Origin of the sequence: Bradyrhizobium sp. C9, assembly GCF_002532045.1 — a bacterium.
GTDB lineage: Bacteria > Pseudomonadota > Alphaproteobacteria > Rhizobiales > Xanthobacteraceae > Bradyrhizobium.
On the sequence record NZ_NWTG01000012.1, the window covers coordinates 199,485 to 221,159 of the forward strand.

General features: G+C 65.0%; 18 protein-coding genes. 11 read left to right on the top strand and 7 right to left on the bottom strand.

Annotation, left to right across the window (positions count from 1 at the left end; all coding sequences use genetic code 11):
• Nucleotides 1–2: 2 nt before the first annotated feature.
• Entirely contained in the window at nucleotides 3–998 is a 996-nt protein-coding gene (locus tag CO675_RS23830; protein ID WP_097674265.1) for a phosphotransferase, read from the bottom strand.
• Nucleotides 999–1,128: 130 nt separating this feature from the next.
• Here CO675_RS23830 and CO675_RS23835 point away from each other — a divergent pair, with 130 nt between their 5' ends.
• From CO675_RS23835 to CO675_RS23850, 4 genes are all read left to right on the top strand, one after another.
• The gene (locus tag CO675_RS23835; RefSeq protein WP_245452879.1) at nucleotides 1,129–1,614 is read left to right on the top strand and encodes a copper chaperone PCu(A)C; all 486 of its coding nucleotides are present in this window, start codon (nucleotides 1,129–1,131) and stop codon (nucleotides 1,612–1,614) included.
• Nucleotides 1,615–1,756: 142 nt separating this feature from the next.
• The gene (locus tag CO675_RS23840) at nucleotides 1,757–3,529 is read left to right on the top strand and encodes a PQQ-dependent dehydrogenase, methanol/ethanol family (protein WP_245452880.1); all 1,773 of its coding nucleotides are present in this window, start codon (nucleotides 1,757–1,759) and stop codon (nucleotides 3,527–3,529) included.
• Nucleotides 3,530–3,607: 78 nt separating this feature from the next.
• Nucleotides 3,608–4,150 (top strand): c-type cytochrome, encoded by a 543-nt coding sequence (locus tag CO675_RS23845; RefSeq protein WP_097674268.1) that lies wholly within the window; start codon nucleotides 3,608–3,610, stop codon nucleotides 4,148–4,150.
• Nucleotides 4,147–4,773 (top strand): hypothetical protein, encoded by a 627-nt coding sequence (locus CO675_RS23850; RefSeq protein WP_245452881.1) that lies wholly within the window; start codon nucleotides 4,147–4,149, stop codon nucleotides 4,771–4,773. Before CO675_RS23845 ends, CO675_RS23850 begins: the two co-directional genes overlap by 4 nt.
• 50 nt (nucleotides 4,774–4,823) lie before the next feature.
• On the opposite strand, the gene CO675_RS23855 is transcribed toward CO675_RS23850, so the two are convergent.
• The gene (locus CO675_RS23855; protein WP_097674270.1) at nucleotides 4,824–5,762 is read right to left on the bottom strand and encodes an IclR family transcriptional regulator; all 939 of its coding nucleotides are present in this window, start codon (nucleotides 5,760–5,762) and stop codon (nucleotides 4,824–4,826) included.
• A gap of 308 nt (nucleotides 5,763–6,070) precedes the next feature.
• Here CO675_RS23855 and CO675_RS23860 point away from each other — a divergent pair, with 308 nt between their 5' ends.
• Nucleotides 6,071–7,846 carry an acyl-CoA dehydrogenase family protein gene (locus CO675_RS23860; protein ID WP_097674271.1) on the top strand — a complete coding sequence of 592 codons (1,776 nt, stop codon included), beginning with the start codon at nucleotides 6,071–6,073 and terminating at the stop codon, nucleotides 7,844–7,846.
• Between the two features lie 34 nt (nucleotides 7,847–7,880).
• Complete coding sequence (locus CO675_RS23865; RefSeq protein ID WP_097674272.1) at nucleotides 7,881–9,101, top strand: ABC transporter substrate-binding protein; 1,221 nt, start codon at nucleotides 7,881–7,883, stop codon at nucleotides 9,099–9,101.
• A gap of 101 nt (nucleotides 9,102–9,202) precedes the next feature.
• Here CO675_RS23865 and CO675_RS23870 read toward each other — a convergent pair whose 3' ends face one another.
• The 3 genes from CO675_RS23870 to CO675_RS40100 form a co-directional block, all read right to left on the bottom strand.
• Nucleotides 9,203–10,906 (bottom strand): bifunctional protein-serine/threonine kinase/phosphatase, encoded by a 1,704-nt coding sequence (locus CO675_RS23870; protein ID WP_097674273.1) that lies wholly within the window; start codon nucleotides 10,904–10,906, stop codon nucleotides 9,203–9,205.
• A gap of 29 nt (nucleotides 10,907–10,935) precedes the next feature.
• Nucleotides 10,936–12,246, bottom strand: coding sequence for a nitrate/nitrite transporter (locus CO675_RS23875; RefSeq protein WP_349644033.1), 1,311 nt, complete (start codon nucleotides 12,244–12,246; stop codon nucleotides 10,936–10,938).
• Nucleotides 12,247–12,517: 271 nt separating this feature from the next.
• Nucleotides 12,518–12,718 carry a hypothetical protein gene (locus CO675_RS40100; protein WP_143279088.1) on the bottom strand — a complete coding sequence of 67 codons (201 nt, stop codon included), beginning with the start codon at nucleotides 12,716–12,718 and terminating at the stop codon, nucleotides 12,518–12,520.
• A gap of 114 nt (nucleotides 12,719–12,832) precedes the next feature.
• On the opposite strand from CO675_RS40100, the gene nirB reads away from it, so the two are divergent.
• Genes nirB through CO675_RS23895 form a run of 3 tightly spaced genes read left to right on the top strand, consistent with a single transcriptional unit; the run spans nucleotide 12,833 to nucleotide 18,298 of the window.
• Nucleotides 12,833–15,292, top strand: a complete 2,460-nt coding sequence (gene nirB / locus CO675_RS23885; RefSeq protein WP_097674275.1) for a nitrite reductase large subunit NirB — start codon at nucleotides 12,833–12,835, stop codon at nucleotides 15,290–15,292.
• A complete protein-coding gene (gene nirD / locus CO675_RS23890; protein ID WP_097674276.1) occupies nucleotides 15,289–15,618 on the top strand; it encodes a nitrite reductase small subunit NirD in 330 nt (109 codons plus the stop codon). The genes nirB and nirD overlap by 4 nt, the downstream gene beginning before the upstream one ends.
• A 16-nt stretch (nucleotides 15,619–15,634) precedes the next feature.
• Nucleotides 15,635–18,298 (top strand): nitrate reductase, encoded by a 2,664-nt coding sequence (locus CO675_RS23895; RefSeq protein ID WP_097674277.1) that lies wholly within the window; start codon nucleotides 15,635–15,637, stop codon nucleotides 18,296–18,298.
• A 30-nt stretch (nucleotides 18,299–18,328) separates the two neighbouring features.
• Here the strand turns inward: CO675_RS23895 and CO675_RS23900 are convergent, their stop codons facing one another.
• Nucleotides 18,329–18,574 (bottom strand): hypothetical protein, encoded by a 246-nt coding sequence (locus CO675_RS23900; RefSeq protein WP_097674278.1) that lies wholly within the window; start codon nucleotides 18,572–18,574, stop codon nucleotides 18,329–18,331.
• Nucleotides 18,575–18,857: 283 nt separating this feature from the next.
• Here CO675_RS23900 and CO675_RS23905 point away from each other — a divergent pair, with 283 nt between their 5' ends.
• Both CO675_RS23905 and CO675_RS23910 read left to right on the top strand, forming a co-directional pair.
• On the top strand, nucleotides 18,858–20,084 hold the full coding sequence (locus CO675_RS23905; RefSeq protein ID WP_097674279.1) for a CaiB/BaiF CoA transferase family protein: 1,227 nt from the start codon (nucleotides 18,858–18,860) through the stop codon (nucleotides 20,082–20,084).
• Nucleotides 20,085–20,327: 243 nt separating this feature from the next.
• Nucleotides 20,328–20,723: a RidA family protein gene (locus tag CO675_RS23910; protein WP_198964719.1), complete on the top strand. Its 396-nt coding sequence runs from the start codon at nucleotides 20,328–20,330 to the stop codon at nucleotides 20,721–20,723.
• Nucleotides 20,724–20,734: 11 nt separating this feature from the next.
• On the opposite strand, the gene CO675_RS23915 is transcribed toward CO675_RS23910, so the two are convergent.
• Nucleotides 20,735–21,424 carry a TetR/AcrR family transcriptional regulator gene (locus tag CO675_RS23915; RefSeq protein WP_097674280.1) on the bottom strand — a complete coding sequence of 230 codons (690 nt, stop codon included), beginning with the start codon at nucleotides 21,422–21,424 and terminating at the stop codon, nucleotides 20,735–20,737.
• Nucleotides 21,425–21,675: the final 251 nt, after the last annotated feature.

Sequence of the window (21,675 nt, forward strand, 5' to 3'; positions counted from 1 at the left end):
CGTCAAACCGAGAGATCGAAGCCCGGCGTCGCAACCTCGGTCAGGAACGAGGCCAGGAACATCTTGCCGAACACGTGCCTGGCCGCCGGCGTGTCGATCCTGAGCCGGCCGGCGGTTGTGGCCGCTGCGAGTTCGGCAAGCGTCGGCGCGGCGAGGCTCGTGTCGGGCGCAGCGCGCGGTGCCGTCGCAGATGCGCTGAACAGCACGCCTGCGTAGTAGAGCCGGGTGAGGGCGCGGACAAGCCGCAGCCGGCCGCGTAACGCCTCGTCGAGCGGGCGGCCGAGCCAGCCGCGGTGCAAAATCTCCTCCAGCTCCGGCGTTCGCGCGAAGCTGTCGCCGACAACAGCGAGATCAACCAGCGGATCGGTGCGATAGGCCGATTCCCAGTCGATCATCCAGAGCCTGTTGCCGTCGAACAAGATGTTGGCGGGAAGCGAGTCGTTGTGGCTCGAGACCGAGTTCGCCTCATCCCAGACATAGGCCGCGCGAATGCGTTCGAGATGTTCGTTGCTCTGGTCGAGCACGCCGGGCGCGAACAGGCCGGTGCGGCAGACATGGGCCCAGAGCCGGGCCACGATGTCGGGATAGCGCACGAAAGCCGGAAACGTCGGCGTCGCCTGCAACCGCGCGAGCAATTCGCCGAGCGCCTTTGCCGACGCCGGCGGGCCGCCGGGATAGCGATCGAGCGGCTGCCGCCGGATAAAATCCATCACCGCGACGCGCGACGCCTCGTCGACATAATGGAGTCGCGGCGCGATACCGGCCTCGGCCGCGATACGCAGCGAAACATATTGATACGGATTGCGCAGCGGGCTCGGCACGCCTTCGATTCGTAGCAAATAATTCTTGCCACCCGCGTCGATCCGAAACAATCGCGCCGACGTGGCGCCGCCTGAGATCGGCGTCACAGCGTCGATCGTTGCCGCGCCGATCACCTCACGCAACGCAGCATGCGCTGCATCGCGCTGTGCCGGCTGAAGTGTATCGAGGTCGCTCATGCTCAAAAAGTTAGCATGACGGCTATGCGTGCCGAAATCGCATTGATGTCGGGTTCCCGATCTTCAATCGCTGGTCGCGCGCGACGAAGCATGAAACAATGCCGCAAAAATCACGTCGGGAGAAAACTTGATGTCGTTCGAGCGGGGGTTGCATTGCGCCGTTGCGTGCAGGACCGTCAAGCGCAGATCATGGATCGCGTTGCCATTATTCTGCCTGATCGGCACGTTCGGAGTGGTGCATCACGCCGTCGCGAACGAATCCTTGCAGATTGTGGATGCGCGCGTACCGGCTGCGGACAAAGAAGGCGGAGACCTTCCGTTGACGATGACGATCAAGAACGAGGCCGACAGCGCCGATGTGCTGCTCCGTGTGCGCTGCCCGGTCGCGAATTTCTCCGAGCGCCACATCGTCGATCGCGGCGAAGGCGCGCCCGCCATGCGCTCGATATCCAATATACCAGTCCCGGCCAAGACAACGCTCGAGCTGAAGCGCGACGGTTATCACGTCATGCTGCTGCAGTTGCGTCAGGCGCTCGCGCCGGGCGAGACCTTCAAATGCGCGGTCGTTTTTCAGAAAGCCGGCACCATCGAAACGGAGGTACAGGTCCAGAAGTGACCCAGGACAAGTGAAGACACGTGACTAGGAAGGCGGCGGGCGGCACAGCCGATCGCCGGGACTCAAGGCTTCTCGCGCGACCGCCCGTAGGTGACGGGAGGTTCGATCAATGAAGAATGCTGGATCCGGAGGAAATGAACTCATGACAAGGTTGAATTGGGTTAAATCGCACATGTTCGCGGCGGCAGTAGCATCCGCCGCGATCTTCGCGGGCTCATTCGCGCTCGCCGACGATGTCAATCAGGATCGCCTGCTCAACGCTGACAAGGAAGCAGGCAACTGGTTGCACCATCACAAGAACTATTCGGCGACTCGCTTCTCGTCGCTGGCGGATATCAACAAGGACAACGTCAAGAACCTGAAGGTCGCCTGGACCATGCATCTCGGCGGCGTCGAGGGCGGCGGAATCTGGGGACACGGCGGCCTGGAGGGAACTCCGATCGTCGAGAATGGATTCATGTACGTCACCGACGGCTGGGGTTCGGTCTACAAGATCGACGCGCACGGCGGCAAAGGCGTGCTGCTCTGGAAGATGGATCCCAAGACCGACCACGACTGGGCCGGCGCGGTCGCCTGCTGCGGCGTCGACAACCGCGGCGTCGCGCTGTGGGACAACCTCGTGATCTCGCACACGCTCGACGGCCGCCTGATCGCGACCAACAAGGAGACCGGGCAGGTTGCCTGGCAGCGTCAGGTCGCCGATCCCGACAAGGGTGAGGTGATCACCGGCGCGCCGTTGATCGTCAAGGGCATGGCGATCACCGGCGTCGCTGGCGCCGAATACGGCATTCGTGGCTGGATCGCCGCGACTGATCTGAAGAGCCAGAAGGAAGTGTGGCGTACCCACACCATCCCGGGCAAGGACGAACCCGGTTCCGAGACCTGGAAGGACGACAAGAACGCCAAGGCGAGCGGCGGCGGATCGACCTGGGTCACCGGCAGCTACGACCCGTCGACCAACACCATCGTCTGGGGCGTCGGCAATCCCGGACCGGACTGGGACAACGAATACCGGCCCGGCGACAACCTCTACACCGACTCGTCGCTCGGTCTCGATGCCGACACCGGCAAGATCAAGTGGCACTACCAGCACACGCCGAACGACCCTTATGACTATGACAGCGTGGCGGAGAACGTGCTGGTCGACGTCCCCGGTCCCAACAACACGACGCTGAAGCTCGCGCTCGAGGCCGACCGCAACGGCTTTGCCTATGCAGTCGATCGCAACAGCGGCAAGTTCATCTGGGGTCTGCCCTTCGTCAAGAAGGTGACCTGGACCAAGGGGCTCGATCCCGAGTCCGGCAAGCCGGTGGAGTACGATCCGAAGCAGGGCGTGCAGAAGTACAATGCGTCGGTCACGCCGAGCCGCACCAACAAGGAAACGGATATCTGTCCCGGCAATATGGGCGGCAAGAACTGGCCGCCGACTGCCTATAATCCGAACCTGAAGCTCTGGTACATTCCCGTCATCGAGAGCTGCAACCACATCAAGGTCGAGGAGATGACGCCGGACAAGGTGAAGGCGCGCGAGTTCTTCACCGGCGGCGGGCCAAGCCAGAACGTCAAGATCACCGGCAGCGTGACCGCGATCGACGTCACCACCGGCAAGGTGGCAGGGAAGGCGGAGACGCAATTCCCGAACCTCGGCGGCATCCTGGCGACGCCCGACCTGGTGTTCTCCGGACAGCCGTCCGGCGAGGTGATCGCCTATGACGCGAAGTCGCTGCAGCAGCTCTGGCAGTTCAACACCGGCGGCGGCGTCAATGCGCCTCCGATGACGTTCTCGGTGGACGGTAAGCAGTATGTCGCGATCCTGGTCGGTCTCGGCGGTGCCTGGGACAAGTGGTTCATCGATGCAACGCCCGAGCTGAAGCGGATGCAGCCGGGCTCGATGCTCTACGTGTTCGCGCTCTGACATCGCAAGCGCGGGAGGCCTCAGCGAGAGGCCTCCCGCGTCGATCTGGCCGAGAGAAGCAGACAAGAAACGAGACAAATGAAACAAACATGGCTGGTTGGCGCGTGGCTCGGCTGCGCGCTGGTGACGGGATTTGTCAGTACGGTGCAGGCACAGTCGGCGAGCGATCCGACCGATGCGGGCAAGGCGGTGTTCAAGCGCGGCAATTGCATGGGCTGCCACAAATGGCACGGCAATGGCGGCGGCGGTTATGGCGGCGACGCGCTGTCGCTGCGCAAGACCGAGCTGACGCGCGAGCAGATCATCGAGACGGTGACGTGCGGGCGGCCGGGCACCGGCATGCCGTTCTTCGTGCGCGGCTCCTATGACACCACGAAATGCTACGAGATGACCCGGCAGGATGTCGCCGACCGCATGCCGCCCGAGGCCAACGTGTTCCTGCGGCCGAACGAGATCGAGGCGGTCGCCGATTACGTGCTCGCCCACGTCAAGGGCAAGGGTGAGCCGAGTTATGACGAATGCATCGCCTTCTTCGGCGAGGGCTCGCGCGTTTGCAATATCTACAAGGAGGCCGGCCACGCCGCCGCACCGTCCGACCCAAGCGAGAAGGCAAAGCCATGAGCAAGCAGAGATCGGCAATCCGCGGGTTGGTCTTCGCCGCGTCAGTCACCGCGGCGATGCCGGCGATGGCGACCGCGGGAGACCTGCGCGACATCAATGTCGGCATGGACATCGCTAAGGTTCCCGACGCGGGATACATCAACCTGACCTGCGTTGGTGAAACGACGCACCGATTGGCGGAATGGGCGCAGTGGGCGGCTTGCCCGGCCGGGCCGGACCAGCTGCGCGGCATCCGTTTCGAGTATGACCGCGAGACCGCGCGGGAAGGCACCGTGGTCGGCGGCCATCCGGCGATCCTGACAGTCATGATCGACAAGGACGCCAGGATCGCGGCGCTGACGATCGAGACCGATCCGAAGGCGCGGCTCTATCTGCGCAAGAAGGCGTTCCTGCTCGGCCTGCAGGCGAAGTCGCGCTACGGCGAGGACGGCTGGACCTGCTCGGAGGCGAAGCCGGGCGCCGACAAGCAGGAGGTCGGCGGAGTCTTTGTCGATGAAAAGTGCAGCAAGACCACCGATGGCCGGACCGTCGAGATCGAGCGTCACCTCTACCGTGAGCCGAACAAGGAGCTCAAGGACATGACCGACGAGACCCGGATCACGATTCGTCGCGCGGGGTCGTAGGAGGCCTTGAACATCGACTGGGCGCGGTTGCGCGGTGATCGTCCGACCTCTCAGGTCTCGATCGGTGGCGCGTCGATGTCGATCTGCGGCAGCAGGCCGGGTGACTGCCGTTCGACCAGTTCGTGCATCTTTCCGATGATCGCTCTGCCTTCCGCCGAGATGATCGAGCTCGGGCCCGCGACCGTGATGACGAGCGGGGGTGTCTGGTCGGCCTCGGTCAGCCGCATCGCAATCGCGCTCAGGCCGGGCGTGCCCATGTCGCGCGTATAGGCGAAGCCCTGGCGGCGGATCGTCGCCAGGGCGTGCTGGATATCGCTGAAGCGGACCGCGGATGACGGCGCTTCCTCGGCATTGATCCGCTGCACGATCCGCCGTGCATCCTCGTCGTTCATCAGGCTGAGAAACACCCGGCCTGGTGTCGAGTGGGTCAGGAGCCGCCGTGCGCCGGGCTCCAGATAATAGCGCACTGGCGTCGTGCCCTGCAGCACGCGGATGTACTGGCTGTAGAGCTGGTTGCGCGCCACCACGAAGGTGGTCAGCCGCGTCGCCTCGTGCAGCTCGCGCGTGATCGCATCGAGCGTGACGCCCGGCAGCCTTTCGCTCGTGAGCCAGCCGCCAAGCAGGGCGACGCGGACCGTCGGCCGGTAGGTGCGCGCCTGCCGGTCGTGGTCGAGATAGCCGAGTTCGACGAGGCTCTTCAGCAGCGCCGACGTGCTCGACGGCGGATAATTCAGCCGACGCGCGATCTCGGTCATGGCCGCGGGCCGTTCGATCTCGGCAAAATACTCGAAGATGCGGAGCACGCGATGCGCTGACTTGACGACTGACGGATCGGGGCTGCCGTCGGCAGCGCGAAATAACTCGTCATGCCGGTTGGCCTCGATCACCATCGCCGCTGGATCGTCCGCTTGCGTGCGCACGCGGTCGGCGACGATGCGCCGGCGGCCCCGTCTGGACGGAGGCTGGGTATCGGAGCGAACTCCCTTCATCGCTGGCCGCTCGTGTCCTTGAACACAGCGCTAATCTGGTGCGCTGCAACATTTATTATCGCCTTCTGATGTCGAATGTGCAGCGAAACCAGTGAAGGTCAAGAGTCCGCGGTGCAGCATAGCCGCAGTGCGATCCGCGCTCGGCGGCATTTCCGTCCACGTATCTGAAATTAATCTCGCACGAACGTCCGCCAGTGGACATCGCCGCGATCGTTCTCGATGTTGCAGACGAAATCTGAACACCCAGCGACGACGTCCCGCACACTGGCACGGTTGCTGCGACGTCATCCCGAACAAGGAGAGCCCCGATGCAGATGAGCGCGCGCGACCTTCGCAGCTCCAACGATGCCGCCGATCCGGCCCGCCACATCTCGCATGATTGCGCCGGCCTCAACTTCTATGATCTCGACCGCGGGCTCCGCGGCCTGCTGGGGCTCTATCTGACGCGCGATGATCGCGAGCGACTGGAACCGCATTTCAGGCGCCTTGGCGAACTGGCGGGCGGCAGGCTCGACCGGCTGGCGCGGGTCGCCGACAAGCATGCGCCGGTGCTCAATCCGAGGGACGCCTACGGCCGCGACGAGGACTGGATCGACTATCATCCGGCCTACCGCGAGATGGAGGCGATCGCGTTCGGCGATTTTCAGTTTCACGCCATGAGCCATCGCGCCGGCGTGCTCGGCATGGACCGGCCGTTGCCGGCGGTCGTCAAATACGTGTTTCAGTATCTGTTCGTGCAGTCCGAGTTCGGGCTGATGTGCCCGATCAGCGTCACCGACACCTCGACCCACCTGATCCGCAAGTTCGGCTCCGACGAGCTCAAGGCTTATCTGCTGCCGAAGATGCTGTCGGACGACATGGCGACGCTGTGGAAGGGCACCCAGTTCATGACCGAGCGCGCCGGCGGCTCCGACGTCGGCGCGGTCGAGACCGTTGCGCGGCGGGACGGCGACGTCTGGCGTCTGACCGGCGACAAATGGTTCTGCTCGCATGCCGATGCCGACGTCGCGCTGATGCTGGCGCGGCCGGAAGGTGCGCCAGACGGCACCAGGGGGCTCGCGCTGTTCGCGCTGCCGCGCCGCCTCAAGGACGGCCGGCGCAACAGCTACCGGATCGTCCGTCTCAAGGACAAGCTCGGCACCAAATCGATGGCGTCGGGCGAGATCCGGCTCGACAACGCGGTTGCCTATCTGGTCGGTGATCCCACGCAGGGCCTCAAGCAGATGATGGAGCAGGTCAACCTCTCGCGCCTGTCGCACGGCGTGCGTGCCGCCGCGATGATGCGGCGCTGTGTCAACGAGGCCGTCGTCAGCGCCTCGTCGCGCGTGGCGTTCGGCCAGCGCGTCATGGATTTTCCGCTGCTGCGCCGTCAGCTGATGAAGCTGATCGTGCCGACCGAACAGGCGCTGTCGATGATGTTGATGGCCGCGCGCGCGATGGACGATGCCAATGCCGGTTCGGCGCAGGCGAAGAATCTGCTGCGCATCCTGACGCCGCTGTTGAAGTACCGCGCCTGCCGCGACAACATTCCGGTCGCCACCGGCGCGATGGAGGTGCGCGGCGGCAACGGCTATATCGAGGAATGGGTGCAGCCGCGGCTGGTGCGCGACGCCCATGTCGGCGTGCTCTGGGAAGGCACCAGCAACATCAACGCGCTCGACATCATTTCGCGCGCTGTCGGCAAGAGCGGCGCGCACCGGGCGCTTGCCGCAGTCCTTCAGTCGCGCCTCGATGAGGCGAAGGCGTTGCCCGAGCCATTCCGCAAGCGCCTTCTTGTCGCGCTCGATCGTTCGATCGGCTTTGCCGAACGGGTGGCGGCTGATCCCGGCTCGGAGCACACGGCGCGCCTTGCGGCGAGCGCGCTCTACCATGCGGCATCGGCGATCACGCTCGCATGGGAAGGATGTCAGACGGAGGTCGATGCACGGCGGCTGCTGCTGTCGCGCTTCGTGCTCGAACACCGCCTGACTGCGAAGGATCCGCTGGCGCCGGCCGCCGATGCATGGGAGCGCGAGGCCATCGATCTGATGCTGAGCGATGCGCCGGTCACATTCGGTCAAGCGGTCAAATCCCTGACGGCCTGACCACAAGAACAAGAAACATTTCGGGGAGGTTTCGATGCGATCGATTGCGGCCGCGCTCACGGCGGTCTTGTGTCTGGCTGCCGTTGGGTCCGTGCACGCGCAGGTATCCAGCGACGTGGTGCGCATCGGCGTCATCAACGACATGTCGGGACTCTATTCCGATCTGGGAGGCGAGGGCTCGGTGGAAGCGGCCCGGCTTGCGATCGAGGATTTTGGCCCGACCGTGCTCGGCAAGAAGATCGAGCTGATATCCGCCGACCATCAGAACAAGCCCGATATCGCCTCCGGCATCGTGCGTCGTTGGATCGACGAGAACGGCGTCGATCTGATTGCCGATGGCGGCAATTCGGCGACGGCGCTGGCCATTCAGGCCATCACCCGTGAAAAGAAGCGCATCTTTGTGATTTCCGGGCCTGGTAGTTCCGATCTGACCGGAAAGCAGTGCTCGCCCTACGGGTTTCATTTCACCTACAGCACCTACGCTGAAGCCTCCGCCGTTACCAAGGCCATGCTCAAGAAGGGCGCGGACACGTGGTTCTTCCTGACCGCGGACTATGCCTTCGGCCATGCGCTGGAGCGTGACGCATCGAGCTTCATCACGACCGCGGGAAGCAAGGTTGTTGGCTCGGTTCGCCATCCGCTCGGTGCGTCGGACCTGTCGTCGTTCCTGCTTCAGGCACAGAACTCGAAGGCGAAAGTCATTGCATTGGCGAACGCGGGCGGCGATACGGTCAACAGCCTGAAGCAGGCTGCGGAGTTCGGCATCGGAAAATCCGCCGACCAGAACATCGTCGCTCTTCTGATGTTGATCACGGACGTGCATTCGCTCGGCCTTGAGGCGGCCCAGGGCATCATCTACGCGACGTCGTTTTCGTGGACCCAGAACGAGGCAACCCGGACCTTCGGTCATCGCTTCATGGCGCGTCGGCACGGACAGGCGCCGACCATGATCCAGGCCGGAGTTTACAGTGGCGTGATGCACTATTTGAAGGCCGTGCAGGCGGCTGGAACCGACGATCCCGGCGCCGTTGCGGCCGCCATGCGCAAGCTTCCGGTCAACGATTTCATGACACAGAATGCACAGATCCGCGAGGATGGGCAGGTGATGCGTTCGATGTATTTGGTCCAAGCCAAATCGCCATCCGAATCGCGCGAGCCTTGGGACTATGAAAAGGTGATCGCGACGATTTCGTCGGACGAAGCCTGGCGGCCGCTTGCGGAAGGCGGCTGTCCGCTTGTAACGAAAGCTCAGTAACGTTGCGTTCGAATCGTCATGCAGGCAGCTGAAGACATCGGCCATGGCGTCGCGGTGAAGCCAGCTTCGTCGCTGCCATGGATGACGTCTTCAACAGCCCGCTAGTGCCGCGCCAGCAGCACCACGATGATCAGGGCCAGGATGGCGCACAGCACCTTCCAGAACGTCACGGGATCGCGGTCGTGCAGCGATTTGCGGGTCGTGACGGCGGGGCCGGCCCAGGTCGCGCCGTTTTCCAGCTCGTGCGCGAACTCGGTGGCGTCGCCGAAGCGTTGCGCGGGCTCGACGCTGAGCGCCTTGCCGATCACGGCATCGAGCCAGGCCGGCAGGTCCGGCCGATAGCGTGACAGCGGCGCCGGCTTGCCGAACCGCGGCCGCGAGAACGGCTCGATCTCGCCGAACGGATAGTTCGCGGTGAACATGCGGTAGACGGTGACGCCGAGCGCGAACAGGTCGGAGGCCTCGTCGCCGGCCTTGCCGCCGAACAGCTCGGGCGCCATGTAGCTCGCGGTGCCCGGAATGTCCTCGGCGGGAAAATCCTCCAGCAGCGGCACCCGCGCGACGCCGAGGTCGACCAGGCGCAATCCGCCGTCTTTCAGCAGGATCACGTTATCGGGCTTGATGTCGCGATGGATGATGCCGGCGCGGTGCAGCGCCGTGACCGCGCGCACCAGCTTGGTCGCGATCGCGATCCCCTCCGTGAGCGACAGCCGCGGCGCATGGTTGAGCCGCTGCTCCAGCGTTTCGCCCTCATAGAGCGGCATCGCCGAATAGAGCCTGGTCTGCCGCTCCGCCGGCACCTCGATGATCTCGCCGATCCACAGGCTGCGCACGCGGGCGGCGACCCAGGCCTCGCGCACGAAGGCGAGCCGGTAGGACCCTTCGCTGGCGACCCGCGGATGCGGAAACTTCAGCACGACCTCGCGTCCGGCGCGCTTGTCGGTGGCCTTGAACAGGCGGCTGTAGCGTCCGTCGGACAGCACGTCGTGGAGCGCAAAATCGTCGATCGTATCGCCGCTCTCCGGCAGATCGAGGATCGGCAAGGTCGCGATCGCGTGGGTGAGATCGTCGCGGTCCGCCGGCGGCAGGTCGACGACGTCGAGCACCAGTGCGGTCGTGTTGTCGCTGCTGCCGGCCGCGAGCGCGGCTTCGACAATGCTGCGCGCCGATTCGTCGGGCGGCGTGCGCTCCTCGAGCAGTTGCTGGAGGCGGGAATCGCCGAGCGCGCCGTGAACCCCATCGCTGCAGATCAGGAGACGATCATGTTGCCGTAGCCCGGTCGAAGTGTAGTCGAAGCGGGCGAACTCCTCGAAACCGATGGCACGGTTGAGCATGTGAGCGAGGTCGCCGCGGCCGGCGATGTGGTCCTGCGTCAGGCGTTCCAGCCGCCCGTCGCTGAGACGGTAGCAGCGGGTGTCGCCGATATGGATCACATGGCATTGCCGCCGCGACAGGATGATGGATGAGAATGCGCAGGCCATGCCGCTGCGTGCGGCATCGACTCGGCCCTGTCCGTAGATCCAGCTGTTGGCGGCTTCCAGCGCACGCGCGGCGCGGCGGCGGACCCCGAGCGTCTCGGGCAGCGAATAATAGGCGTCGATGAAGCTGCGGACCGCGACCTCGGCGGCCTCGCGTCCGCCCATGTGGCCGCCGACGCCGTCGGCGACCGCGGCCACCACGTCGCGGTGCAGCGCGCCCGGCTGGCCGAGGCAGGCCGCGACGTAGTCCTCATTGGCGGTGCGCTTGCCGATCTCGCTGGCGAAACCGACGCGTACGCCCAGATCGTGTTGCGCGCCGGTCGCCACGTCTCAACCCGTCCTCTCGGAGCGAGCCCTCAGACGCGCGCTCCCGACACCGCGCCCCAGGTGGTGCGCCAGCGGACCTTGACCATCGCAAGTCCGATGAAGCCAAGCAACGCCAGCGCGCCGAAGAACAGGAAGCCGGCGCCGAAGCCGCCGGTCGTGCCCTTGGCGAAGCCGAGCGTCTGGGCGAGGAAGAAGCCGCCGATGCCGCCGGCGCAGCCGACCAGCCCGGTCATCAGGCCGATCTCGTGGCGGAAGCGCAGCGGGATCAGCTGGAAAACCGCGCCATTGCCCATGCCGAGCGCCAGCACGCCGATCGAAAACAGCAGCACCGAGATCCAGGCGATGCGCGGCAACTCGGTCAACGCCCAGCCGCCCGCAGCCGGTGCAGTCGGCCCCTCCGGCATGAAGGCGATGACGAGATAGGCCGCGACCACGACGCCGAACAGGATCGACAGCGAACGAATGCCGCCGATGCGGTCGGCGATCATGCCGCCCACGGGGCGGAAGCCCGAGCCGAACGCGACGATCAGCGCGACCAGCATGCCGGCCGCCACGCCCGAGACGTGATACTGCACGGTGAAATAGAGTGGCAGGGCGTTGGCGAGGCCGACGAAGCCGCCGAAGGTGATGAAGTAGAAGAACATGAACCAACGGCTGTCGGAATCCTTCAGCAGCGCGCCGTAGGCTTTCAGCGAGATCTTCTTGCGCTCGCCCGGCGCGTCCTTGGCCGCGAGGGAATAATAGGCGAGCACCATCAGCATCGGGATCAGGAGGCAGCCGAACACGGCCTGCCAGCCCCAATGTTCGGCGATGCTCGGCGCGAGCAGCGTGTCGAGCACGACGCCCATATTGCCGGCGCCGGCGATCCCCATGACCACGCCCTGATATTGCGGCGGATACCAGCGGCTGGCCTGGGGCAGGGCGACCGCGAAGGAGGCGCCGCCGACGCCGAGCGCGAGCCCGAACAGCTCGATCGCGAGCTTGCTAGTCAGCCCGAAATGCCAGACCGATGCGGTGGCAGCGATCACGACGAGCTGGGCGATGATGCCGGTGCGCTTGGCGCCGATGATGTCGGCGAGAATGCCCATCGGCACGCGGAGCAGCGCGCCGGCAAGCACGGGAATGGCGACCAGGGTGAACTTCTCGTTCACGGCCAGATTCATGTCGCGCGCGATGTAGACGATCAGCGGTCCGAGCGCGACCCACGCCATGAAACTGATATCGAAGTACAGGAACGCGGCGAGCAGGGTCGGCCAGTGACCTGCCTTCTTGAACTCGGCTAGCTTCATCGCAAGCGTCTCGCGCTGATGCGGCGGAGACGGCCGTACACGTGCGGTCATCTCGGGCGCAGATAAATCGAATGTGGGTGAATGCGTAAGCGCGCTCGCCGTTGAGACGCACTCCGTCGAGAATTGAGGTCAGCAATTTGCGTGCCATCGAATCGATCGCGTCGCTTTGCCTTGCAGTCGCAAGAAGTTGCCGCGAGATCGCGAACCAGGTTCGGCGATCGGAATTGGCGTGGCTTGCGGCAAGCGCCGCCGCGCAAACGCGCACGCTGATGCTTTATTGTGCGATGCGTCGCGCGCGTGCGATGGCGCATCAATTGCGGGTTCACGATTGCGGCCGCGGCCGCTGATGCTGTGATGCACAAGAGATCATCGGCGTGGCTAAAAATTCGGCCAGCCCGCCGCGCGCCGCGGCATCAGGTACATGTGAGGTCGCATAAAAGCCTTTGATTTTGCTGCCAGATTCGTCCGCGCCGAATTGGCACGCGTTTTGAATATCAATTGATAACGGAACATCGGTCGTCATCGAAGACGGTCTGCGCCCGCGGCTGGGCTTCCTACAACTCCAAACCTTTATCGGTGCCCATCAACGACGCACGCAGCGTCGCTGCGTAGCGCCGTCGGAATTGAAAGGCAGACCATGCTCGACAAAGTGACCAAGCAGAAGCTCGTGGTGATCGGCAACGGGATGGCCGGCATCCGCACGGTCGAGGCGCTGCTCGAGCGCGCCCCCGATCTCTACGACATCACGGTGTTCGGCTCCGAGCCCTACGGCAACTACAACCGAATCCTGCTGTCGCCGGTGCTCGCCGGCGAGAAGACCGTCGACGACATCATGCTCAACACCGTCGACTGGTATGAGGACAACAACATCACGCTGCGCAAGGGCGAGACGATCAGCATGATCGATCGCCGCACCTGCGAAGTCGTCACCGATGCCGGCGATCGCGTTCCCTATGACCGTCTGTTGATCGCAACCGGCTCAAATCCGATCATGCTGCCGCTGCCGGGCAAGGAGCTGCCGGGCGTGATCGGGTTCCGCGACATCTACGACGTCGACCGCATGATCAAGGCCTCGACCAATTATCGCAACGCCGTCGTGATCGGCGGCGGCCTGTTGGGCCTCGAAGCCGCCAACGGGCTGATGAAACGCGGCATGAACGTTACGGTCGTGCATCTGCTCGACACCCTGATGGAGCGTCAGCTCGATCCGGTCGCCGGTGGTCTCTTGCGCAAGTCGCTGGAAGAGCGCGGCATGGTGTTCAAGATGCCGGCGCAGACCCAGGCGATCCTGGGCGAGGACCGCGTTACCGGCGTGCGCTTCGGCGACGGCACCGAGCTTGCGGCCGATCTCGTGGTGATGGCGGTCGGCATCCGTCCGAATTTCGAGCTCGCCAAGAAGGCCGGGCTCTATTGCGAACGCGGCATCGTCGTCTCCGACACCATGCAGACCTATGACGGCCGCATCTATGCGGTCGGCGAGTGCGTGCAGCACCGCCGCCAGACCTACGGTCTCGTCGCGCCGCTGTTCGACCAGGCCAAGGTTTGCGCCAACCACCTCGCGATGAAGGGCTTTGCCACCTATGACGGCTCGGTCACCTCGACCAAGCTGAAGGTCACCGGCATCGACCTGTTCTCGGCCGGCGACTTCGCGCCGGGGCCGGACAAGGAGGAGATCGTGCTGCAGGACGCCAATCGCGGCGTCTACAAGCGCATCATCCTGAAGGACAAGAAGATCGTCGGTGCCGTGCTCTATGGCGACACCATCGATGGCCCCTGGTACTTCCAGCATCTGCGCGACGGCACCGACGTCTCGCACATGCGCGAGCGCCTGGTGTTTGGCGCCGCCAATCTGGGCGACGGCGGCGTCAACGGCCAGAACTCGGTTGCCGCGATGAGCGACGAGACCGAGATCTGCGGCTGCAACGGCGTCTGCAAGGGCGCGATCGTCAAGGCGATCTCCGAGAAGAAGCTGTTCACGCTCGACGACGTCCGCGCCCATACCAAGGCGTCGTCGTCCTGCGGGTCGTGCACCGGTCTGGTCGAGCAGGTGCTGGCGTTCACGCTCGGCGGTGACTATTCGGCGGCGCCGAAGGTCAAGCCGCTGTGCAAGTGCACCGATCACAGCCACGACGACGTCCGCCGCGTCATCGTCGAGCAGCAGCTCAAGACCATTCCCGCGGTCATGCGCTTCATGGAGTGGAAGACGCTCAACGGCTGCCACTCCTGCCGTCCGGCGCTGAACTACTACCTGCTCGCGACCTGGCCGGGCGAGTACCGCGACGACCAGCAGTCGCGCTTCATCAATGAGCGCGTCCACGCCAACATCCAGAAGGACGGCACCTATTCGGTGGTGCCGCGGATGTGGGGCGGCGTCACCACGCCGAGCGAGCTGCGCGCCATCGCCGATGTTGCCGAGAAGTTCAACATCCCGACGGTGAAGGTCACCGGCGGCCAGCGCATCGACCTGCTCGGCGTCAAGAAGGAGGACCTTCCGGCGGTGTGGGCCGATCTCAACGACGCCGGCATGGTGTCGGGCCATGCCTACGCCAAGGGCCTGCGCACGGTGAAGACCTGCGTCGGCTCGGAATGGTGCCGGTTCGGCACCCAGGACTCCACCGGTCTCGGCGTCAAGCTCGAGAAGTTCATGTGGGGTTCCTGGACGCCGGCCAAGGTCAAGCTCGGCGTCTCCGGCTGCCCGCGCAACTGCGCGGAGGCGACCTGCAAGGACGTCGGCGTGGTCTGCGTCGATTCCGGTTACGAGATCCATTTCGCCGGCGCTGCGGGCTTGCACATCAAGGGCACCGAGTTCCTGACCAAGGTCGAGACCGAGGACGAGACGCTCGAGGTGATCGTGGCGCTGACCCAGCTCTACCGCGAGGAGGGCTGGTATCTGGAGCGCATGTACAAATGGTGCGACCGCGTCGGTCTGGAGCAGATCAGGAAGCGGGTGGTCGACGACATCGCCAACCGCAAGGCGCTGTTCGCCCGCTTTGCCCATTCGCAGCAGTTCGCGCAGACCGATCCGTGGGCCGAGCGCGCCAGCCGCGGCGTCGACCGCAACGAGTTCGCGCCTCTCGCCGAATTGGAGCTCGCATGACCAGCTGGATCGAAATCGGCGCGCTCGACGACATTCCGCGGCTCGGCTCGCGCGTGGTGCGCACCCCTAGCGGCAACATCGCGGTGTTCCGGACCGAGAGCGACGAGGTGTTTGCGCTCGACGATCGTTGCCCGCACAAGGGTGGGCCGCTCTCGCAGGGCATCGTGCACAACAAGCGCGTGACCTGTCCGCTGCATAATTTCGTCATCGAGCTCGCGAACGGGCAGGCGGTCGCGCCCGATGAAGGCTGCACGCATACCCATCCGGCCAAGGTCGAGAACGGCGTTGTCTGGCTGTCGGTGCGGCAGGCGGCTGCGGTGAGCTGAGCGGTTAGGTCAGGCAATGCCGGTCAAGACCACGTGTCCTTATTGCGGTGTCGGCTGTGGCGTCATCGCGTCGAAGGACGCGGCGGGCGCCGTTCGGGTCGAGGGAGACAAGCAGCATCCGGCCAATTTCGGCCGGCTCTGCAGCAAGGGCTCGGCGCTCGCCGAGACCATCGACCTCGACGGACGTCTGCTCGAGCCTGTCGTCGACGGCGCGCCGGCGGCATGGGATGACGCGCTCGATCGTGTTGCCGATGGCTTTAACAAGGTCATCCGCGAGCACGGGCCTGACGCCGTCGCGTTCTATGTCTCCGGCCAGCTCCTGACCGAGGACTATTACGTCATCAACAAGCTCGCCAAGGGCTTTGTCGGCACCGCCAATATCGACACCAATTCGCGGCTGTGCATGGCCTCCAGCGTCGCGGGGCACAAGCGCGCCTTCGGCAGCGACACCGTGCCGGGCTGCTACGAGGATCTTGAGCAGGCCGACCTGCTTGTGCTGGTCGGCTCCAACGCCGCCTGGTGCCACCCGATCCTGCACCAGCGCATGCTGGCGGCGAAGGAGAAGAACCCGGCGTGCAAGATCGTGGTGATCGATCCGCGCCGCACCGCGACCTGCGAGGGCGCCGATCTGCATCTGCCGCTGCGCTCGGGCAGTGACTCCGTGCTGTTCAACGGGCTGTTCGCGTTCCTCGCCGGCAGCAGCGCGGTCGATCGCGGCTTTGTCGGCAATTGCACGACGGGGATCGTCGACGCCCTCAAGCAGGTGGCCGGCCAGACCCTGGCGCAGACGGCTGCGACGTGTGGGTTGAGCGAAGGCGCGGTCGGACTGTTCTTCGACTGGTTCACGCGGACCGAGCGCGTCGTCACGCTGTATTCGCAAGGCATCAACCAGTCGTCGAGCGGCGTCGACAAGGTCAACGCCATCATCAACTGCCATCTGTTGACCGGGCGCATCGGTCGTCCCGGCATGGGGCCGTTCTCGCTCACCGGCCAGCCCAACGCGATGGGCGGCCGGGAGGTCGGTGGGCTCGCCAACCAGCTTGCCGCACATATGGAGATCGAGAACCCGGCGCATCGCGAGCTGGTGCAGCGGTTCTGGCGCGCGCCTGTGATTGCGGAGAAGGGCGGACTGAAGGCGGTCGACATGTTCGACGCGATCGCCGACGGCCGCATCAAGGCGGTGTGGATCATCTCGACCAATCCGGTGGTGAGCCTGCCCGATGCCGACCGCGCGCGCGCCGCGCTCGACGCCTGCGAGCTCGTCGTGGTGACGGATTGCATGCGCGACACCGACACCACGCGGCATGCCGACGTGCTGCTGCCGGCGCTGGCGTGGGGCGAGAAGGACGGCACGGTCACCAATTCCGAGCGCCGGATCTCGCGGCAGCGGCCGTTCCTCACAGCACCGGGCGAAGCGCGCGCCGACTGGCGGATCATCTGCGACGTCGCCGCCCGCATGGGATATCCGGGTTTCGAATACGCGTCGGTGGCGGAGGTGTTCCGCGAGCACGCCGAACTGTCGGGCTTCGAGAATAACGGCCAGCGGGATTTCGACATCGCCGCGCTGGCTGCGCTCGATGACGGCGCCTATGACGCGCTGGCGCCGGTGCAGTGGCCGGTGACGTCGGACCATCCAGCCGGCACGCCGCGGATGTTCGAGAGCCAGACATTCTTCACGCCTGACGGCAAGGCGCGCTTCGTGCCGGTCGCGCCGCGCCCGGCGCGGCATGCGACCAGCCGCGACTATCCGCTGGTGCTCAACACCGGTCGTATCAGAGATCAGTGGCACACCATGACCCGGACCGGGAAGACCGGACGGCTGCTGTCGCATATCTTCGAGCCCTATGCCGAGTTTCACCCCGAGGATGCGCGGCAGGCCGGGCTGCAAAACGAAGGATTGACGCGGCTGACCAGCAGCTGGGGCGAGATGATCGCGCGCGTCGTCGTGAGCGCCGACCAGCGCCGCGGCTGCGTGTTCGTGCCGATGCACTGGAACGAGGAGTTCGCCGGCGAGGGCCGCGTCAACGCGCTGGTCAATCCGGTGGTCGATCCGCTGTCCGGCCAGCCGGAGTCCAAGCACACGCCGGTCAAGGCCGATCCTTACGCGCCGAAATGGCACGCCTTCATCCTGAGCCGCGATGCGATCAAGCGCCCGGCGAGCGGCTTTTGGGTTTACGGCAAGGCCGGCGATTGCACGCGGCTGGAGCTTGCGCTCGACGTGCGCCCGGAAAGCTGGCGCGATTGGGCGCGGGCGCAGCTCGGCCTCGAAGGCGTCGAGATCGAATGGATCGCCTATCGCGATCCGGCCGCCGGCCGCTTCCGCTATGCGGCGGTGCGCGACGGCCGGCTCGAGGGCTGTGTGTTCATCGCGCCCGATCACGTGCTGCCGTCGCGGGCGTGGCTCGCCGGATTGTTCGCGGAGCAACAATTGTCGGCCAATGCGCGGATGGCGCTGCTGGCCGGGCGGCCGTTCGGCGCCGGCGAGGATGTCGGGCCGATCGTCTGCTCCTGCTTCAGCATCGGACGGCACCAGATCACCGCCGAGATCAGGAAGGGCGCCGACAGCGTCGAAGCGATCGGCCGCTGCCTGAAGGCCGGCACCAATTGCGGTGGCTGCAAGCCCGAGATCGGCAAGCTGATCGGCACGACTGCGCAACCGCGGCAGGCGATCGCGTCCTGAAGTCACGTTATCCGGTCGAGGCGACTGACCCTAGCAGCCGCGGCAGATGCTCTTCAGCTTGCTGTTGAGCAGGCGGTCCTCTTCGTCGGAGGCCGCCTTGGTGTAGGGGTCGTCGGCGTGGCGCTTGTCGGCGGCAAATCCGCCGCCGCGACTGGCGCCGCCGTTATGCATGCCGTGCGAGCCGCCGCTATGGCCACGGCCGCCGCGCGCATCCGCCTGCGGCATCGCGACCGCAAGCAGCGTCAGCAGCAGCCCGGCCGTCGTGATTGTCCGCATGATGTCCTCCTCGTCGCGGCAGGGTACCGCGGACGCTGCGGCAAATCGGTGTCGGCCAACTTCACAATTTCGCGTGGCGGCAATCGGCCCGATCCTCGCGGCCGGTTCCCCGGGATGCCGCCGGCGCGTCGTACATAGGCCGTCCGGGGATGGCTTCATGCCGACAATGCAGTGCTCGCGGCACCAAAATGGTGTATCGGCAAGCTCTGGCGCGCCCAGATGAGGGCAGGACACGGTCCGGCGCCGGATAATCAAGATCTAGCAAGATTTCGGAGGAACGTTCATGTCGGCTCTGCCACTTTCGGGCATCAAGATTCTCGACCTGACGCGGGTGCTCGCGGGCCCGCTGTCGGCCCAGATGCTGGCGGATCTCGGCGCCGAGGTGATCAAGATCGAGCGGCCCGGCGGCGGCGACGACGCCCGTGCCTTCGGCCCGCCCTATCTCAAGGATCCCGAAGGCAAGGCGAACAACAACAATTCGTTCTACCTCTGCGCCAACCGCAACAAGAAATCCGTCACCGTCAACATCGCCAAGCCCGAAGGGCAGGCCATCATCCGCGAGCTCGCCAAGTCGGTCGACGTGATGATGGAGAACTACAAGGTCGGCGACCTCAAGCGCTACGGGCTCGACTACGACACCATCAAGCAGCTCAACCCCGGCATCATCTATTGCTCGGTAACCGGCTTCGGCCAGACCGGTCCATACGCCACGCGCGCCGGCTATGACGCAATCCTGCAGGCGATGGGCGGACTGATGAGCGTCACCGGCCATATCGACGGCGAGCCGGGTGCGGGCCCGATGAAGGTCGGCCCCTCGATCGTCGACTACATGACCGGCATGAACACCTCGATCGGGATTCTCTCGGCGCTCTATCACCGCGACGCCAACAACGGTGAAGGGCAGCATGTCGACGTCTGCCTGTTCGACACCGTGATCGCCTCGCTGTCGCATTGGCTGCAGATCTATCTCGTCAACGGCAACATGCCGCCGCGCCGCGGCACCTGGGGCAATGGCGGCATGCCGGCCGGCGTGTTCCGCTGCACCGACGGCGAATTGATGCTAGTGGTCGGCAATGACGGCCAGTTCCAGCGCACCTGCGCCGTGCTCGGCGAACCTGAGCTTGCGAGCGACAAGCGCTTCGTCAAGAACAACGACCGCGTCGTGCACGGCAAGGAGATCATGGCGATCTTCGCCGGCTTGTTCTTGAAGCATCCGGTTGCCTACTGGCTGGAAAAGCTCGAGGAGGCCGGCGTGCCGTCGGGCCCGATCAACAATTTCGAGCAGGTGTTCAGCGATCCGCATGTGCAGTCGCGCGGCATGCGGGTGAAGGTCGATCACCCGTTCGAGCCGAACCTGTCGCTGATCCGCAACGCGCTGACCTTCTCGGGCACGCCGATCACCGACTACCGCGCCCCGCCGCTGCTCGGCGCCGACACCAAGGACGTGCTGGCGACCATCGGCTACGACGACGCCAAGATCGAAGGGCTGAAGGCGCAGGGGATTCTGTAGGCGCTGACTTCGAGGCCGCGGGCCGCGGAGTTTCCCCGTCATCCTGAGGTGCGAGCGCTTGCGAGCCTCGAAGGATGAACGGCCCGGCCGGTGGCCGTCGACCCTTCGAGACGCGCTACGCGCTCCTCAGGGTGACGGTAAAGGGCAGGGAATCCAGCCATAACACTTCGACCTGCATCGAAGCATCATTGACACGAGCCTGCTAGATTGGCGCCATCGATCCTCTATCGAAAGGTGCCAATCATGAAACGGGAAGTCATCCGCGTCGAGCCGATATCGAGCTGGCTGGAGCGCTGGAAGGCGCCGGCGTCGCCGGTCACGCGCGCCGGCAACATGATCTTCGTCTCCGGCCTGCCGCCGTTCGATCCCGCAACCGGCGAGTTCGCCGCCGGCGCCTCGATCGAGCGGCAGAGCGAGCTGGTGATGGAGCAGCTCAAACAGTGTCTGGAGGCTGCCGGCGCGTCGTTCGACAACGTGATGAAGTGCAATATTTTCTGCACCTCGGCAAAGCACTTCGCGACCTTCAATGCGATCTACCGGAGATATTTCGCGGACGATCTGCCGGCGCGGATCTTCGTCTGCATCCCGGAATGGACCGGGCCGTTCGACATCGAGATCGACTGCATCGCGATGGTGTAGAGCGGAAAATCTTACAGATCCTGGCGCGTCAGTCGGCCGTGCACCACGACCGGCCGTAGCGCCGGTTTGCTCGGCACGTCGCCCATCGTCAGCGCCATCACCGAGACCGTGACCACGCGATCGATGATGGCGCGGACGTCGTCGAGATCGCATTTGCCTTCCGACAGCCGCAGCAGGCGTTCCTTCTCGCGGATGGTGTGGTGCGCCATCGCCAGCGCGAAGTGCAGACCCCAATACAGCTCGGTGTCGTTGCTAGCAGGCATCGCGCGGCGCATCGCCGCGGCGAATTTGCGCAAGTGATCGACCTCGCGATTCTTGATGCGGCGGATCGGCGGCACGGATTCGATCGAGGCGCGGATCATGAAACGCGCCGCGGTCGAGCCCTCGCGATCGGGCCCGAGGCAGCCGCGCAAAGTGGGGCCGACGAGGGCGCGCATGATGTCCTCGATCGAGGCCCGTCCGCCGCCATTTTCCTCCGCCGCCTTCAATTCATTGAGACGTTCGCGGTTGGTCTGGATGCTGCGGGTGACGAACAGCTCCGCGATCAATTCGTCCTTGGAGCCGAAATGATAATTCACAGCCGCAAGGTTGACGTTCGCCTCCGCGACGATGTCGCGCAGCGTGACGTCGCCGAAGCCGCGGTCGGCATAGAGCCGCTCGGCGGCGGCGAGAATGGCGGATCGGGTTTGGTCGCTGGCCATGGCTGAGAGCCTTTCCGTTATTCCGCGGTGCGCCGGGGAATGACGAAGACGACGGGGAGTTGCATTTCAAACATTTGTATGAAACTATCGTTTGAAGAGCCGGAAATGTCAATCCGCTGATCGCGGGCAGCGTTCTGGCACACCACCGCCGCCGTTTTCGCGATCGCCCTTGCGGGCCGCGGAGGCGGGGTCAACAATGTTGCCCAAACGGCCAAGACCCGAGTTCAAGGCCTAAGTTTCACGGCCAGGTC

Bases quoted from the DNA above. Each gene is read 5' to 3' on its own strand.
- CO675_RS23910 (WP_198964719.1), top strand. From the start codon at position 20,328: ATGAAACGGGAAGTCATCCGCGTCGAGCCGATATCGAGCTGGCTGGAG.
- CO675_RS23915 (WP_097674280.1), bottom strand. From the start codon at position 21,424: ATGGCCAGCGACCAAACCCGATCCGCCATTCTCGCCGCCGCCGAGCGG.
- CO675_RS23835 (WP_245452879.1), top strand. From the start codon at position 1,129: ATGTCGTTCGAGCGGGGGTTGCATTGCGCCGTTGCGTGCAGGACCGTC.
- CO675_RS23895 (WP_097674277.1), top strand. From the start codon at position 15,635: ATGCCGGTCAAGACCACGTGTCCTTATTGCGGTGTCGGCTGTGGCGTC.
- CO675_RS23840 (WP_245452880.1), top strand. From the start codon at position 1,757: ATGACAAGGTTGAATTGGGTTAAATCGCACATGTTCGCGGCGGCAGTA.
- CO675_RS23865 (WP_097674272.1), top strand. From the start codon at position 7,881: ATGCGATCGATTGCGGCCGCGCTCACGGCGGTCTTGTGTCTGGCTGCC.
- CO675_RS23905 (WP_097674279.1), top strand. From the start codon at position 18,858: ATGTCGGCTCTGCCACTTTCGGGCATCAAGATTCTCGACCTGACGCGG.
- CO675_RS23850 (WP_245452881.1), top strand. From the start codon at position 4,147: ATGAGCAAGCAGAGATCGGCAATCCGCGGGTTGGTCTTCGCCGCGTCA.
- CO675_RS23900 (WP_097674278.1), bottom strand. From the start codon at position 18,574: ATGCGGACAATCACGACGGCCGGGCTGCTGCTGACGCTGCTTGCGGTC.
- nirD (WP_097674276.1), top strand. From the start codon at position 15,289: ATGACCAGCTGGATCGAAATCGGCGCGCTCGACGACATTCCGCGGCTC.
- CO675_RS23875 (WP_349644033.1), bottom strand. From the start codon at position 12,246: ATGACCGCACGTGTACGGCCGTCTCCGCCGCATCAGCGCGAGACGCTT.
- CO675_RS23830 (WP_097674265.1), bottom strand. From the start codon at position 998: ATGAGCGACCTCGATACACTTCAGCCGGCACAGCGCGATGCAGCGCAT.
- nirB (WP_097674275.1), top strand. From the start codon at position 12,833: ATGCTCGACAAAGTGACCAAGCAGAAGCTCGTGGTGATCGGCAACGGG.
- CO675_RS23855 (WP_097674270.1), bottom strand. From the start codon at position 5,762: ATGAAGGGAGTTCGCTCCGATACCCAGCCTCCGTCCAGACGGGGCCGC.
- CO675_RS23860 (WP_097674271.1), top strand. From the start codon at position 6,071: ATGCAGATGAGCGCGCGCGACCTTCGCAGCTCCAACGATGCCGCCGAT.
- CO675_RS23845 (WP_097674268.1), top strand. From the start codon at position 3,608: ATGAAACAAACATGGCTGGTTGGCGCGTGGCTCGGCTGCGCGCTGGTG.
- CO675_RS40100 (WP_143279088.1), bottom strand. From the start codon at position 12,718: ATGACGACCGATGTTCCGTTATCAATTGATATTCAAAACGCGTGCCAA.